Origin of the sequence: Nocardia sp. CA-151230, from assembly GCF_050942175.1 — a bacterium.
GTDB lineage: Bacteria > Actinomycetota > Actinomycetes > Mycobacteriales > Mycobacteriaceae > Nocardia.
On sequence record NZ_CP192061.1, the window covers coordinates 287,091 to 302,782 of the forward strand.

Annotated in this window: 11 protein-coding genes; 5 read left to right on the forward strand and 6 right to left on the reverse strand. The window is 68.9% G+C overall.

All coding sequences use genetic code 11. The features are described 5' to 3' along the window. Positions 1-89 precede the first annotated feature (89 nt). Positions 90-1,547, forward strand: coding sequence for an alpha/beta hydrolase (locus ACQP1O_RS01240; RefSeq protein ID WP_433567538.1), 1,458 nt, complete (start codon positions 90-92; stop codon positions 1,545-1,547). A 55-nt stretch (positions 1,548-1,602) separates the two neighbouring features. Here the strand turns inward: ACQP1O_RS01240 and ACQP1O_RS01245 are convergent, their stop codons facing one another. The 3 genes from ACQP1O_RS01245 to ACQP1O_RS01255 all read right to left on the reverse strand — a co-directional run bounded on the left by ACQP1O_RS01245 (position 1,603) and on the right by ACQP1O_RS01255 (position 10,352). Then, positions 1,603-2,919 (reverse strand): class I SAM-dependent methyltransferase, encoded by a 1,317-nt coding sequence (locus ACQP1O_RS01245; protein ID WP_433564106.1) that lies wholly within the window; start codon positions 2,917-2,919, stop codon positions 1,603-1,605. After that, on the reverse strand, positions 2,916-4,346 hold the full coding sequence (locus tag ACQP1O_RS01250; protein WP_433564107.1) for an FAD-binding oxidoreductase: 1,431 nt from the start codon (positions 4,344-4,346) through the stop codon (positions 2,916-2,918). The genes ACQP1O_RS01245 and ACQP1O_RS01250 overlap by 4 nt, the downstream gene beginning before the upstream one ends. 189 nt (positions 4,347-4,535) lie before the next feature. Beyond that, entirely contained in the window at positions 4,536-10,352 is a 5,817-nt protein-coding gene (locus tag ACQP1O_RS01255) for a pentapeptide repeat-containing protein (protein ID WP_433564108.1), read from the reverse strand. A 325-nt stretch (positions 10,353-10,677) separates the two neighbouring features. Between ACQP1O_RS01255 and ACQP1O_RS01260 the strand changes: the two genes are divergently transcribed. Next, positions 10,678-11,904, forward strand: coding sequence for an SLC13 family permease (locus ACQP1O_RS01260; protein ID WP_433564109.1), 1,227 nt, complete (start codon positions 10,678-10,680; stop codon positions 11,902-11,904). Here ACQP1O_RS01260 and ACQP1O_RS01265 read toward each other — a convergent pair. Next, the gene (locus tag ACQP1O_RS01265; protein WP_433564110.1) at positions 11,901-12,794 is read right to left on the reverse strand and encodes a hypothetical protein; all 894 of its coding nucleotides are present in this window, start codon (positions 12,792-12,794) and stop codon (positions 11,901-11,903) included. The genes ACQP1O_RS01260 and ACQP1O_RS01265 overlap by 4 nt on opposite strands. Positions 12,795-12,944: 150 nt before the next feature. On the opposite strand from ACQP1O_RS01265, the gene ACQP1O_RS01270 reads away from it, so the two are divergent. After that, positions 12,945-13,379 carry an SRPBCC family protein gene (locus tag ACQP1O_RS01270; RefSeq protein WP_433567539.1) on the forward strand — a complete coding sequence of 145 codons (435 nt, stop codon included), beginning with the start codon at positions 12,945-12,947 and terminating at the stop codon, positions 13,377-13,379. A 16-nt stretch (positions 13,380-13,395) separates the two neighbouring features. On the opposite strand, the gene ACQP1O_RS01275 is transcribed toward ACQP1O_RS01270, so the two are convergent. Together ACQP1O_RS01275 and ACQP1O_RS01280 are read right to left on the reverse strand one after the other, a co-directional pair. Continuing rightward, positions 13,396-13,743, reverse strand: coding sequence for a VOC family protein (locus ACQP1O_RS01275; RefSeq protein WP_433564111.1), 348 nt, complete (start codon positions 13,741-13,743; stop codon positions 13,396-13,398). A 15-nt stretch (positions 13,744-13,758) separates the two neighbouring features. Beyond that, a complete protein-coding gene (locus ACQP1O_RS01280; RefSeq protein ID WP_433564112.1) occupies positions 13,759-14,568 on the reverse strand; it encodes a MerR family transcriptional regulator in 810 nt (269 codons plus the stop codon). A 101-nt stretch (positions 14,569-14,669) separates the two neighbouring features. Between ACQP1O_RS01280 and ACQP1O_RS01285 the strand changes: the two genes are divergently transcribed. Both ACQP1O_RS01285 and recR read left to right on the forward strand, forming a co-directional pair. Continuing rightward, complete coding sequence (locus tag ACQP1O_RS01285; protein WP_354838861.1) at positions 14,670-15,002, forward strand: YbaB/EbfC family nucleoid-associated protein; 333 nt, start codon at positions 14,670-14,672, stop codon at positions 15,000-15,002. A 14-nt stretch (positions 15,003-15,016) separates the two neighbouring features. Beyond that, positions 15,017-15,625 carry a recombination mediator RecR gene (gene recR, locus ACQP1O_RS01290; protein WP_033090831.1) on the forward strand — a complete coding sequence of 203 codons (609 nt, stop codon included), beginning with the start codon at positions 15,017-15,019 and terminating at the stop codon, positions 15,623-15,625. Positions 15,626-15,692 lie beyond the last annotated feature (67 nt).

Sequence of the window (15,692 nt, forward strand, 5' to 3'; positions counted from 1 at the left end):
AGCTCGCCCAGCATCCAGGCTTCATGCAGCCTATTCACAGGGTTTCTCGAGGAACGGTGTCGAGAATCGCCGACGTGCCTGTGACGACGATGCTGCAGTCCCCGCCCGCCGTGCCGCCGGCACCGCAGTTGCCCGCACAGATCCAGACCGGGTTCGGGGGCGGCCTCCACCACGGGGTTTCACTGCTGCACGGCTGGCTGCCCCAGGTGATCACCTTCGTCGCGGTCTTCCTGCTGGTCGTGGCGTTCGCACGATTCACCCGCCGGTGGTGGCTGCTGTGGGTGCCGGTCTGTGTGGTGTTCGCGCTCGGGGTGGTGTGGGCCTCCTGGATGTACACCAACGACGAGGGGCTGGCGTCGGATCCGGCGCCGATGCTGCTGTGGGTCGCGATCGGCCTGGCGGGGGCGGCGCTCGCCGCCGCGGTGGTCGGCATCCGAACCGGTGGCTGGTGGCAGCGGATCGTGGCCGTGCTGGCGGTGCCGGCGGCGCTGCTGAACGTGGGTGTCGTGCTGAATCAGTGGGTGGGCTACTACCCGACCGCGAACGCGGCGTGGGCTGCCCTGACGGCGGAACCCCTGCCGCATCAGACCAGTCTGGATTCGCTGGCGTCGCTGCGGAACACGAATGTGGGAACCGGGCGGATCGTGCCGGTGGACATTCCGGAATCGGGTAGCCACTTCAATCACCGCACCGAATACGTGTACCTGCCGCCGGCCTGGTTCCAGGGCGACCAGCCGCCCACCCTGCCGGTGGTCATGATGATCGGCGGTGAGTTCAACACCCCCGCGGACTGGGTGCGCAGCGGTCAGATCATGCCCAGCGTGGACGATTTCGCGAGGTCCAACAACGGCCGGACGCCGATCCTGGTGTTCGTCGACTCCGGCGGCAGTTTCAACAACGACACCGAATGTGTGAACGGCCCGCGCGGTGACGCGGCCGACCACCTCACCAATGATGTACCCGCATATGTGGAATCGACCTTCGGCGCGTCCGCGGATCCCGCGAAGTGGGGGATCGTCGGATGGTCCATGGGCGGGACCTGCGCGGTGGATCTGGCGACCATGCATCCGGAACTGTTCGGCACCTTCGTGGATATCGCGGGCGATCTCGGTCCGGTCGCGGGCAACAAGGAGCAGACCGTCAAGCGGCTCTTCGGCGGCAGCGAGCAGGCCTGGGCGGCCTTCGATCCCACGACCGTGATGCAGAAGCACGGCCCGTATGCCGATACGGTCGGCCTGTTCGACGATCTGACGCCGCCCGCGTGGCAGAAGAAGATGGCCTCCGACCCCAAGGCGAGGGCCTACATGCAGCAGCAGTCGATCGACGAGAGCAAGGTCGGCATGGGCGGCAAGGACGGCGTCTACGACACCGGCGAGGTCGGCGCGGCCGAGGAGCTCTGTGCCCAGGGGCAGCAGGTCAATATCAACTGCACGGTGCACACCACCGAGGGCGGACACACCTGGCAGTTCGCGGCGGCGGCCTTCACCTCGTCATTCCCGTGGATGACCGCCCGACTGGGAATTCCGGTCGCGGGCCTGTCCTCGTAGCAGCGAAGGCAGGCGTGCGGCGAAAGCCGCACGCCTGCTTCGTCTTACGAGGTTTCTACGCCTTCCACCAGGGGCGGAGCGGCACGGTCCACGCCTGGTCCGCGCCGAGCTTGACGCCCAGGATCTGGTGCAGCTGCACCACATTGCGCTCGAAGCCGAGCTGGCAGCCGGCCATGTAGAGCCCCCACACCTTGGCGGTGCCCTCGCCGACCTCCTCGACGGCGGCGTCCCAGTTCTTCACCAGATTGTCGCACCATTCGGCGAGGGTGAGGGCGTAGTGGCGGCGCAGGTTCTCCTCGTGCAGCACCTCGAGGCCCGCGTTCTGGACCTCGGAGATGATGCGGCCGGAGCCGGCCAGTTCGCCGTCGGGGAAGACGTAGCGGTCGATGAAGTCGCCCGCCTTGGTGACGCGGGTGTTGTCCGGCCGGGTGATGGAGTGGTTCAGGAACAGGCCGCCGACCTTCAGCTTCGACTTGATGAATTCGAAGTAGGCCGGGTAGTTGTGCACGCCGATGTGCTCGGTGAGCCCGATGGAGGACACCGCGTCGAAGTCGCTCTCGCGGACGTCGCGGTAGTCGCTGTGGCGCACCTCGGCGAGGTCGGACAGGCCCTCCTCGGCGATCTTGGCCTGCGCCCACTCGGCCTGCTCGGCCGACAGGGTGGCGCCGATGACCCGCACACCCCGCGCGGCGGCGTAGCGCACCATGCCGCCCCAGCCGCAGCCGATGTCGAGCAGCCGGTCGCCCGGCTTCAGGTTGAGCTTTTCGAAGACCAAGCGGTACTTGTTCTCCTGGGCCTGCTCCAGCGTCCAGGCCGGGTCCTCGTAGGTCGCGCAGGTGTAGGTCATGGACGGGCCCAGCACGTACTCGTAGAACGTGTTGGAGACGTCGTAGTGGTGGTGGATGGCCTCGGCGTCGCGAGTCTTGCTGTGCCGCAGTCCTTCCAGCGCGATGCGCCGCCAGCGCGGCAGGGTCTCCTGCGGCGGCGGGGGCACCGGCTTGAGCAGTTCCCAGCCCAGCGAGCGGGCGATGACCACCAGCTGCAGGGCGGTCGGGCGGCGGAACTTCATGCCCGCGATGGCCTTCAGCAGCGCGTAGGGGTCGCCGGGCTCGACGCCGTGGGCGATCAGGTCGCCGGAGATGTAGGCGCGGGCCATGCCGAGATCGCCGGGCGCGGTGGCGATGTAGTTGACGCCGCGCGGGGTGGTGATCTCCAGGCCGAATTCGGAGTCCTCGGGCCCGGCGCTGCTGCCGTCGTAACAGGTCAGGCGGATCGGGACGGGGCCGTCGACGAGGGTCTCGAAGATCTCGGCAATGCTGAGTTTGGTTCCGAGCTCGGCGAATACGTCGGAACGATCCTTGTACGTGGTCACTTGCGTTGCACCGCCTTCGAATACAGATCCAGTAGACGAGAATCCGGGTCGTAGCGCTTCTTCAGAGTGGAGTACGTGTTGCCGCCGTAGTAGAGGCCGGCGAATTCATCCTGGTCGTAGAAGGCGTCCGAATACAGCGATTTGTGACCGTCCAGTTCGGACACCTTGCGCTCGACGGCGCGGTTGGCGGCGCCGTCGGGCTGTCCCGGCACCGTCGGCACCGCAGACCAGAAACCGACATTGACGTAGTCGCGGCCGGGCTCGAGCGGATAGAGCGGCCACGGGCGTTCACCCTCGGTGTCGCGCAATCGCAAGGGGCACAACCAGATCGGCTCGATCGGGATCTCGCGGAGGAACCACTCCACGAAGTCCGCGGTGTGCTCGATGGGCACCTCGATGTCCTGCACCACCCGTTCGCGCGGCGGATTCCCGTGCCGCGCCTCGATCTTGTCGCCGATCGCGTACTTGTGATCCAGCGCGATGAGCTTCCAATAGAAGCTGGAGCGCCGGTACTGCCGGGGCCAGAAGCGCCGGATCTTCGGGTTCTGCGCCCCGAATGCCCGTGAGCACCAGAACCAGTCGGTGTCCCAGCGCCACAGGTAGTCGTGGATGGTCAGCCGATCGCGCTTGGGCCGCGCCGAATCGTGCTGGATGGACCGGTAGTAGATGTCCATGCCGGTGTAGTCGCTGACCGGGCCGGGCTCGTCGGTCTGGCGGCCCAGGATCAGGTAGCTCTCGTCGGCGGTGAACGCCACGCCGTCGAGGTAGTCGACCGGTTCGCCGTCGTAGGAGCGATCCGCGATGATCTGTGCCATCGTCGCCTCCAGCGCCCGCAGATCGTGGAACCGGACGTGCCGGACCTCCACGTATGGCCGCACCGGCTCGAGTTCTATCTTCAGTCGGGTCGAGTACCCCAGTGTGCCGTAGGAATTCGGGAATCCGCGGAAGAGATCCGCGTGTTCGCCGTCGCGGGTGGCGGTGACGATCTCACCGGCGCCGGTCAGCACGTCGATCTCGAGCACGGATTCGTGCGGGAGACCGTTGCGGAACGAGGTGGATTCGATGCCCAGTCCGGTGACCGCGCCGCCCAGGGTGATGGTCTTCAGCTGCGGCACCACGAACGGGGCCAGCCCGTAGCGCAGTGTGGTGGCGACCAGATCCTCGTAGGTGGTCATGCCGGCCACGTCGGCTGTGCGGGTCTCCGGGTCCACCGCGATGACCTGCGTCAATCCGGACACATCGAGGCCGGGCGCGGTGCTGCGGGTCCGGGCCCGGAAGAGGTTGGACGTCTTCTTGGCCAGCCGGACGTTGGCATCCGGCGGGATGGCGCGGTACGAGGCCAGGAGGCGATCGACTCCGGCCCGATGCGCGGCGAAACCTGATTCCTGTGCGGCCGATGCGCGGCCGGCCTTCCCCAACAGACTCACTGCCACCTTCGGAAACCTAGCGTGCACCGACCGGTACGGCCAGCAGGGGAGCACCGGCGGGGCGGGTTTTCACACACAGTTTGCATGCGTGTCGGCGGGTGCGACCTGCCGTGTAGCGAGGGTATTCCCGTCTCCACCGTGATGATTGTTACTTCAGCTAACAATTGGGTTACGGTGCGGCCGAGCCCTTTACAGCGGGTCGTCGAGCTCCATCTGCCGGATCTGCGGCAGATACGGATCCAGTTCGCCCGCCTCGAAACGGCACAATCCGATCACGTGCCAGAACTGGCCCGCCGTCAGGCCCTCGGTCTTGTAGCGGCCGTCCGGTGTGAAGGCCACCCAGCCCTCGGGCAGCCCGAGCAGGGTGCCGCGCGGCTGTGGGGCCGCGGCCGGATCCGTCAGCGACCACAGCATGATCGAACCGTCGTTGCCGGCGCTGGCCAGCAGCCGGCCCGACAGGGCGAAAGCCAAGGATCGCACCCGGTTTCGATGGCCGTAGAGGGTGTGCAGATGCCGGCCCGAGGTGATGTCCCACAGGTTGATGACCAGATCGTCGCCCGCCGTGGCCAGCGTGCCCGACACCGGATCCACCGCCACGCACCACAGCCGCCCGCGGTGCAGGTCCAGCCGGTGCAGCGGGGGACCGCCGGTCGGACTCCAGATCCGCACCATGCCGTCCCAGGAGATGCTGGCCAGCCGGTCGCCGTGGAAGACCACCCCGTAGACCCGGTGGCCGCTCGCACCGTCGCGGACCGGGTCCGACAGTGTTTCCAGCAGGCCGCCGGACGCCACGTCCCAGAGCCGGACATGGCCGTCGTCGCAGCCGGTGGCCATGGTCGCGCCCAGCGCGTCGAAGGCGATCGAGCGCACCCGGCCGCGATGCTCGGCGCAGACGGCGTGCTCGCCGCCGGTCTCGCGGGTCCACAGGGTGACGGTGTCGTCGTCATTGGCGGTGGCGATGTAGCGGGCGGTCGGGTCGTAGGCGATGGCCCATACCGGGGCGGAATCGACGGTGATGTCGCGTTCCGCGGTGGCGGCGTCGATATCGAACACCCGCAGCCGCCCGGCATTGCCCACCGTCACCAGCTGGGCGGGGTGGGCCGGGCTGAAGACGCCGGACTCCAGGGTGATCAGCCCGTCCGCGCTGCCCTGCAGCCGCTGCGCCAGCCGCCCGGTGGCAGCGTCCCAGAGCCGCACGCTGCCGTCGTTGCCGCAGCCCGCGAGCAGGGTTCCGTCGGCATTGAAGGAGACCGCGCGCACATGGCGGCCGTGCCCGTTGAGGGTGTGCAGGCGCTCGCCGGTGGCGGGATCCCAGATGCGCAGCGCGAACTGGTCGTCGGCGACGGCCAGCTGGGTGCCGTCGGGGCGGAAGGCGAAGGGCCAGATGGATCCGGTGTGGCCGGTGAGCCGGTGCAGCGGCGCGCCGGAACGGCCGTCGCGCACGTAGACCGCGCCCGCGGTGTCGCCGGAGGCGAGCATGTCGCCGGCCGGATCGAAGCCGAGCCAGTGGATGCGCGCACTGCCGTGCTCGGTGCGGGTGTGCAGCGTCTCGCCGGTGCCGGTGTCCCACAGGCGAATTCCGCCCGCCGTGTCGCCGCTGGCCAGGATGGGCTCGACCGGGTGGAAGGCCATGGTGTACACGATGTGCCGGTGCCCGGCGAGGTCGCGGATCCGCTCGCCGGTGGCCGGATTCCACAGGCCCAGCGCGCCGTCCGCGCCGCCGGCGGCGAGCAGCGCGCCCTCGGGATCCCAGCAGATGCGGCGGATCGGGCCCGGCGCGCCCCGGAAGACAGCGACCTCGGCGCCGGTCGAGAGCTGCCAGATACGCACCGCGCCATCGTGATACGCGGCGGCCACCCGGTCCCGGTGGAAGGCGATGCTGTAGATGCGTTGCGGCCGGCCGTCCGGCGGCGGGAACTCGTGCAGCCGTTCGCCGTCGGGCAGCTGCCGGATGCGCAGCACCCCGGCCGCGTCGCCGGTGGCGAGCAGCGTTCCGGCGGCGTCGGTTTCCAGCGGCCACGGCCAATTCTCGTGGCCGGACAGGATCTTTCGCACCGCCCCGCTGGCCGCGTCCCAGATCCGGACGGTGCCGTCGGCCGAACCGGTGACCAGGACCTGCTGGGTGTAGGCGACCGCGAAGGTGCGGGCGCGATGCCCGTGCAGAGTGCGCAGCGTGCGCCCGGTGTCGGAGCCGTAGACGACCACACTGCCGGAATCGCAGCCGACGGCGACGGTGCCGCCGTCCGGGCTGTAGGCCAGCGGGCGGGGCAGCCGTCCGCTCTGCGCGTCCACCCCGTGCTTGACCCCGATTGCGGCCGGGGCGAATTCGGTCAGCGGTGGGGTGCCCGGCACCCGCCCGGACCCGGCCAGTTCGGTGCCGATCGGGCTGCCGATCACGTCCAGCAGGGCGGCCCGGGTCCAGCGGCTGCCCTCGCCGCGTGCCCCGGTGAGATCGGTGCGGGCCAGTCGCGCACCGGTCAGGTCGGCGCGGCCGAGGTTGGCGCGCACCAGGGAGGCCTGATCCAGATGCGCCCGGTGCAGGCGGGTCCCGCGCAGGTCGGCGTCCTGCAGGTTGGCGCTGGTGAGTTGGACCTCGGTCATATCCGCCCCGCGGAGATCGGTGCCGACCAGGGAGGCCTGGTCGAGTTGCGCGCCCACCAATCGCACGCCGCGCAGGACCGCCTGGTCCAGCACCGCGCCGGTCAGCCGGGTCTCGGCCATGTTCGCGCCGGTGAAGTCGAGCTGTTGCAGATTGCGGAAGGACAGATCCTCCCGCGAAAGGTCCAGTCCGCGCAGGTCCTTGTCGGGCGAGATGCGCAGCCGGGCCGCGATTCTGGCGGCATTGGTCCGGGTGATCTCGTGCACGTCCGGATCATCCTGGGTGCGCTCGACCCAGCCCTGTAGTAGCTCGACTTCGCCCAGATCGCAAAGGAATTCGACGGCCAGCGGTTCCAGCTGCGCCTGCGCCAGCGGCGCGGGGGCGGCGACTCCCGTGCTCAGCTGGGCGGCGACCTGCTTGGCCACCAGCCAGTCCCGCACCGAGGAGTGGATGAAGCCGAAGCGGTTGTCCTCCGCCCGCACGATCAGGCTGCGGGAACCGAGGGTGTGCACGAACTGCGCGACATTGAGCCGGCTCGCGTCGATCTGCTCGAGGGCGGCGTGGGCGACCTCGGTCAGCTCGGCCAGATTCAGGTACGGTCGCCCGGTCTCCCACACGCGCAGCGCGAAATACGTGACGGCGAGCCACAGTTCGTCGATGCGCAGGGTGGGATGCGAGGCGCGCTCGGGGGAGCGTTCGATCTCGTAGCCGAGCCAGCTGGTCAGGATCTCCTCGTAGAGCCGGGTCGGTCCGATGATGCGGCGGGCCCCGGCCGCGGTGCGCAGCCGCTGTTCGTCGAGATCGGCGATGAAGCTCAGCATGCGCGGGTTGCAGGCCAGCTCGAGTAGCCCGGGAATGCCGCGGAGCAGCCGCATCCGGGCGTCGGCCGAGGGGCCGGCGGTGCCGTAGCGATTGACCAGGAAGGCGTGCACCTGCTCAGCGGTGAAGTTCTCCACGCTCAGCAGGTAGCGATCCGGATGGGGTTCCTCCTGGGTCTCCAGCGCGGTCGCGATCTGGTCGTAGGACTTGAAATGCTGGGTGCGCCCGGCCACCACGACCTTGGCCCGGCCCACCGCGGCCTGCAGCAGGGTGGCCATGTGCTCGGCGGCGCTGTCGTAGTTGAGGCGGGTGAGCAGTTCGTCGAAGCCGTCGAAGAGCAGCACCACCCGGCCCTGTTCGAGCATGTAGCGCAGGGCGCGCAGATCGATGCGGGATTCGCCGTTGTTGGCCAGGTGCGCGGCCAGCAGGGTGTCGAGGGAGCTGGTGCGGTCCAGGTCCCGCAGTTCGATGAGGATGGGGACGAGCCGCCCGGCGTTCGCGGTGATGCGGCGGGTCAGCTCGCGCAGGGCGAAGGTCTTGCCGAGCCCGAAATCGCCGAGCAGCAGCACGAATCGGCCGTCGTCGGCGGTCACCAGGCGCATGAGTTCGGCGACCAGGTCGCTCTGCACCTCGCGGCCGTGCGGGGCGAGCATGCGGAAGCGTTGCGGCACATACAGATCGGGTGCGTAGGCGGGGTCGTCGTGCAGCCGGGCCGACTGTTTGCGCAGGTAGTCGCCGAGGTTGGCCATGCCCTGGAAGTCGGGGAAGCTGCGGATCCGCACTCCCTCGGCGGCCGCGCGGTCGAGCAGTTCCCGGCTCGGCGCGGGACCCAGGTAGATGAGCTGGGAGCCGGGTTTCGGTTCCGGGCCGAGGAATTCGTCGAGGACCTGGCCGGTCACCTCGCCCACGTGCGCGCCGATGATGAGCTGCTCGATCACCGGCTCGGATTTCACGGTGACCAGCAGGTACGGCAGGTCGGAGGCGATGCGGCGGATGCGCGCGCCCGGATAGCGGACCTCGCACACCTCGGCGACCTGCTCCAGCAGCATGTCGTGCGGGCGGGCGGTCTCGCTCGCCCGGAGCTCGGGCCGGCGGGGTTCGGGCGGGGGTGGCGGCAGCTCCGAGGGCGCGGCCCGGCTCGACAGCGCGACAGCGCAATTCGTCCAGGTGAGCTGCTGCAGGGCAGGGGTCTCGAAGGATTCGTCGCACCGGTGGCGGGTCAGTCCGGCGGCGGTGATGTGGAGGAGTTCGGCCTGGCCCGGGGCGGGAGCCGACAGCACCGGCAGGGTGCCGGTGGGATGGGCGAGCGAGCGGCCCGCCCGCCCGGGGCCGCGCAGCAGCAGGTTCAGACGCGGGCCCAGGCGGCGGAAGGTGCGTTCGGCGTCGCGGAGCACGCCCGGGTCGTACGGTGAGACGTTCGCGCCGGGGGCGGGGTCGTGGCGGACGACGCCCAGCCGGAACCAGCCCTGCGCCTCCTGGGCGCGCAGGTGCTCGGCGAACCAGTCCTTCTGCTCGGTGCCGACGAAGCCGTAGTCGTCCTCGGGGCGGTGCGTGGCGGCCATGGTGGAGTTCAGACCCGCCACCACGAGCCGCAATTCGGGCACCGGGAACAGGGTCCAGGGCTGGCCGACATCGAAGACCAGATTGTCGAGTCCGCGGTACAGGGTGTTGAACATCTGCTCGAACAACCGCAGTTTCGCGTAGTAGGGCGGCCGGGGGAGGCGGTCGTTGGCCTCGCAGTCGAGGAAGTGGGCCCGGCAGAGGAGTCGGGAGATGTCGTGATTGCCGGGGACTACGACCAACCGGTCGGGTTCCAGCTTGAGCAGGACCCGCAGTCCCGTGAGAAACGAGACGGCCTTGCGGAATTCGGCCGGATGGGCGGACTCGGTGAGGTCACCGCTCACCACGATCAGGTCCGGCGCGGGGGCCTGCCGGTCGATGAGCTCGGTGACCTCGCCATAGATATGCGACTGCAGGCCTTCCGGATCGGCGGGTACATCGGTGGACGACAGGGTGCGGCCGAATCGCGGGCCGCCGACATGCAGGATCGACAGCCCCGCATGCGGACGACTCGCCGCCGTGTCCCCCGGAAAGGCCGGCGGCGACAGCGGACGTCGGCGGACCTGGGCGGATTCCGCTGCCGGAGACCAGATGTCGTCCGCGCGCGGGTCCGGCTGCCGCCGCGGCGTCCACCGGTCCGAGAGCATCCGCTCGACCCGGTCCAGCATCGCCCGCCGCATCTGCGCCGCATCGCTCACCCCGAGCAGATCGAGGCACGCGACACCCGTGGGCAGCCACTCCAGCGAACACTCGCTGACCCGAACCGCCAGCAGCTTCCCCGGATCCACATCCAGCGCGGCCTGCGACTCCCGGTTCGCGTGCCGCGAGGACACGTAGTCCCGCGTCAGCACCGCCACCACCAGATCGGACTCCCGCACCCCGCGCTGCACGAAGTCCGCATAGTTGGTCGCCGGATCGAAATCCCACGACGACAACACGGTTCGATACCGCGCCTCGGCGTGCTCCAACTGCCAGGCCAGCCAGATGGCCCACCGCTCGTCGGCCGGTGAGTAACTCGTGAAGAGCATCCGCGACCGCCCACCCCACAGCGTCACCCTGCCAGTATCCCGCCATCGAAAGCGTCCCGAGGCCAATCGAATTGACCTATTTCGCAATTCTCGGCCGCGCGACAGTTCTCGTCGGCCGCGCGGCAGTTCTCGGCCGCCGCGATATCAGCCGCTGCGACCCTCCCCTCAACCCTGCGATCATTGGCCAATGCCCGAACAGCTGCGACCGGATCGCCGATGAGCGCGTTCCGAGTACTCGTTCAGCGCCCTGCGGTGATCATCGCCGTACCGGAGTCGATCTCGGTGCTCCGCAGTCGAAAGCAGCCTCGCCCCAGGGGAAAGCGACATGCGTAGCGTGGAAGAGGTGGACCGGCCCGTCGGCGCGTGGCGGCCCAGTGTGCTGGATTCGGTCCGGATCGGGCTGCTGATTGTTGGATTGCTCTGTGTGGCAACGGGACTGCTGCCACGCCAGGAGGCGGCGGAGAACATGCGGCGGATCGCGCCGTTGCTGTTGTTTCTGGGCAGTGTGATCGTGCTGGCGAATCTGGCTCGGCGGGCCAAGGTGTTCGATGTGATCGCGCACCGGCTGGCGATCATTGCCGGTGGGAATTATGCCGGGTTGTTCCTGCTGTGCGTGCTGTTCGCGTCGACCACGACGACGGTGCTGAATCTGGATACCACGGCGGTGTTGCTGACGCCGGTGATGCTCGCGCTGGCGGGGCCGGCGCGGATTCCGCCGCTGCCGCTGGCCATGACGACGCTGTGGCTGGCGAATACGGCGAGCCTGTTGCTGCCGGTGTCGAATTTGACCAATCTGCTGGCGGCGGATCGGGTGGCGCTCGACGCGACCGGGTTCGCTGCCAGAATGTGGCTGCCGCAACTGCTTTCGATCGCGGTGACCATGCTGTGCCTGTGGTGGTGGTACTGGCGGCGATCGCAGCGCGGGGCCGACCGGTATGTGGTGCCGGAGCCGATCCGGCCGGCGGATCCGCGGGAACGCGTGCTGCTGTACGCGTCCGGGGGCGCGTGTGCGCTGTTCGTGCTGGCCATTCCGTTCGTGGGGGATCGGATCGGGATCGCGGCCACGGTGGCCGCGGCCATCGCGGTGCTGGCCTTCGCCATCTGCGACCGGTCGGCGCTGCGCCCGTCGCTGTTCCCCTGGCAGCTCCTGGTTTTCGTGTCCGGGCTGTTCCTGGTGGTGCCCACGCTGTCCGCGCACGGGCTGTCGGCGGTGATGGATCATCTGATCGGGCAGGACACCAGTGGTCCCGGCGTGTTCCGGGCCGCCGGTGCGGGCGCGGCGCTGTCCAATGTCGTCAACAATCTGCCCGCCTACACCGCGGGCGAGGCCGTGATCGCGCCGGGTGAGCGCAATCAGTTGCTGGCCTTGTTGATCGGCACCAATGCCGGCCCGGTGATCACCCCCTGGGCCTCCCTGGCCACGCTGCTGTGCCTGGAGTTCTGCCGCACCCACGCGGTGCGGGTCCCCATGCGCCGGTTCCTGCTGACCGGCCTGGTGCTGGCGGTGGCCGCGACCGCCGCCGCCACCACGGGGCTGCTGCTCACCGGCTAGAACGTATTCACCGGGCGCAGTGCGTATTCCACGATCTCGATGACGTCGTCGTCGGTATACACGGTCGGCAGGGGTAGACCGAGGCTTTCCAGCAGCCTGCGCACCTGCCCGATCGTCGGCTCGCTCGGCGGCCGCAGATCGGCGTCGCGGCTGAGCTGCACCGGCTGCGCCTGTTTGAAACTCACCGCCAATTCCCGGGTGAAATCCGAATATTGGGACTTGCCGCGCTCGAACAGCAGCGCCGGGGTCTTCGAGCCGCGCTGATTCATGATCACCACATTGTCCGACATATCCCAGCGGTAGGTCGACAGCGTCGACGACAGCCCGAGTTCGACGGTGAGGAACTCCGATTGCTGCCGATACCAGGCGCAGGCCAGCGCCGTGGCATAGGACTGCTTGCGAATGCGGTCGGCCGTCCACGGTCGCCCGCTGGCATCCCCCTGCGGCTGGAGCGAATTGCGGTACTGCGCATCCGCCAGGCACAGCTGCTCATTGCCCGGGTCCAGGACCTCCACCCGCAGATTCAGCAGGTGGCTCTCGTCCCGCGCCCGCCCGAGGAAATACGGCAGCGTCACCGCGCGCAGGTAGGTCCCGGTGCCGCCCTTGTAGATCCAGTTGTCGGTGTCCCGACGGGCCTGCGCGTGCGCCTGGTCGATCTCCGCGCCGTGCAGCAGCCGGACCGCCGCCAGTTCCCGGACCAGCCGGGAGGTCCGATTGCGGTCGCGCAGCAGGGTGAGCGCGAGCAGGCTCAGCACGAGCAGCGTCGCGCCGCTGACCGCGTTCAGATTGGCGAACTTGTCGAAGGCCTCGACCACAATGGCCGTGGCCGCCACGACCAGCGTCACGACACCGTCGATATTGAGCCGGATCCAGGTCACGAACCGCGTCATCACCGCGTCCTCCCCCGCAGTAGTGCACCCAGGATAGGTGGCCGACCCGACACGGCGCAGCGAACCGGCGCACCCGGATGCGGCGTAGCATGACCGAGCGGTAACAGGGCAGAGTGCCGGTCGGCCCGCGCAATCACTAAGGAGCACATGGTGGGACAGGTCAGCGCCTCCAGTTCGATCGTCGTCGCGGCGGATCCGAAGCGCACCCTCGACGCGATCGCCGATTACGAGACAGTGCGGCCCAAGATCCTCTCCGCGCACTACCGCGACTACAAGGTGGTCGAGGGCGGCCAGGGCGCCGGCACCGTCGCCGAGTGGACGCTGCAGGCCACCGAGAAGCGCTCCCGCAATGTGCGCGCGGCCGTCTCGGTCTCCGATTCCATGGTGACGGAACGGGATTCGAACTCCTCCATGGTCACCGCCTGGACCGTGACCCCCTCGGGCACCGGCTCGCTGGTCACCGTGCGCACCACCTGGAAGGGTGCGGGCGGCATCGGCGGCATCTTCGAGGGCATCTTCGCACCGATCGGCCTGAAGAAGATCCAGGCCGAGGTGCTCGAGAACCTGAAGCGCGAGCTCGCCTAGCGAACGGGGGTCAGCCCTAGCCGCCGATATCGAAGAGGTTGCCCTCCGGGTCCGCCAGCGTCGCCCACTTCACGCCGTATTCGTCGAAGTCCGCGAGATGTTTGGCCCCGAGGGCAACCGCACGCTCGACCTCGGTGGTCAGGGCGCTGCCCGCACTCAGGTCGACGTGCACGACGTTCTTGCCCGGGTTCTTGTCCGGCACCTGGACGAACATGAACGCCGGGCCGGCGGCGGCATTGTCGATGGTCGCGAAATGCTCGTTCGCGCCCTCGTCGACCGGGCGGTCCAGCAGCTGCGCGTAGAAGCCCGCCAGCGCGGCGGCGTCGTGGCAGTCGAAGACGATATTGCCGAGGGACAGTGCCATGGATTCTCTCCTTCTTCAGAGCCGGCCGATGGGCCAGCAGACTTCGGTGCGGTAGTCGGCGGGCTCGGCGTCACCGGGCCCGACCAGGTAGATCTCGCGCACGGGTTCGGCGAGCGCGGTGTCGTGTTCGGCCACATGGCTGCCCAGCGCGCCATAGGTGCGGTCGAATTCGGTGAACGGGCCCGCGTGGACGGCGATGGCGAACCGGCGGGCGGGCAGGTCGAGGACGGTCCCGGCGTCGATGCGGTCCCGGTGCCGCTCGTCGATGGGCACGAAGGTGACGACTTCGCCCCGGTCGTATTCGAAGAACTCCGGCGCATACGTGGCGCCGCCCGGTCCGGCAGGTGCGAGGTTCGCGGCGGCCAGTTGCGCGTACATGGTTCCGTAGCTGTGCTCACACCATGTATCGCAGTCCTCGCGCGCCACCTCCGCCGTCATGGCCAGTGCCGGATAGCTTGCGACGGAACGGTATTCGACGCTGATCCCGGTCGACGGCAGCAGCAGCGCCCGAAGCGAGGCCACCACGTCGCGGGTGCGCACCAGCTCGGCCTCCATGCGCTCGAGATGCGCCCGGATGGCCGCGTCCCGCGCCGCCTGATCCGGGGCGGCCATCACCGCCTTGATCTCCGGCAACGGCATGTTCAGCTCGCGCAGCCGCTTGATCAGGTGCGCCTGGTCCACCTGCTCGGTCGAGTAGAACCGATAGCCGGAGCCCGGGTCGATCGTGACCGGGGCCAGCAGGTCGATCTCGTGGTAGTACCGCAGCGTTTTGATGGTCAGGTAGGTGAGCCGGGAGAACTCGCCGATCGGAACCGTTGCCGTCATGCCCTGAGCGAACACCCTCCAGCGAGGGGAGAGTCAAGCAGCGCGGCGCGCGTCGCCGACTAGGCTGGGGAGCGATCACCATCCCCCAGGAAGGACGCGCCGTGCAGCCCGGTGAAGGTTTCGATTTCCAGCAGTTGATGGCCCAGGCCCAGCAGATGCAGCAGGCCGTCATGGCCGCGCAGCAGGAGATCGCGGAGTCGGAGGTCGAGGGCGAGGCGGGCGGTGGCCTGGTGCGCGCCCGGATCCGCGCCACCGGCGAGGTGCTGGCGCTGACCATCGACCCGAAGGTGGTCGATCCGGAGGATGTGGACACGCTGCAGGACCTGATCATCGGCGCGCTCAACGACGCCATGGAGACCGCGCAGAACCTGGCCGCCGAGCGGCTGGGCCCGCTGGCCGGCGGTCTCGGCGGCGGCGCGCTGCCCGGACTCTGATCGGGGCTGGGTAGGTGTACGAGGGTCCGGTTCAGGATCTCATCGACGAGTTGGGCAAGCTGCCCGGCGTCGGCCCGAAGAGCGCGCAGCGCATCGCGTTTCATCTGCTCTCGGTGGAGCCGCCGGAAATCGACCGGCTGCAGGCGGCCCTGCAGAAGGTGCGGGACGGCGTGCGGTTCTGCGCCGTCTGCGGCACCGTCTCCGACGGTGAACTGTGCCGTATCTGCGCCGATCCGCGCCGTGACCGCACCATGATCTGTGTGGTCGAGGAGCCCAAGGATGTGCAGGCGATCGAGCGCACCCGTGAATTCCGCGGGCGCTATCACGTGCTGGGCGGCGCCCTGGACCCGCTGTCGGGTATCGGACCGGACCAGTTGCGCATCCGGGAATTGCTGACCCGCATCGGAAATCAGGACGACGGCGTCGATGTCACCGAGGTGATCATCGCCACCGACCCGAATACCGAGGGCGAGGCGACGGCCACCTACCTGGTCCGTATGCTGCGCGATTTCCCGGGACTGAGCGTGACGCGCCTGGCCTCGGGCCTGCCCATGGGCGGCGATCTGGAATTCGCCGACGAATTGACCCTGGGCCGCGCCCTTTCCGGGCGTCGCGCCCTGTAAGTGGTTTACCGGGATCGGGTTATGTCCAGGTCGGCGGCGCGGGGAGTGCCGCCGGCTGCGGGCAGGG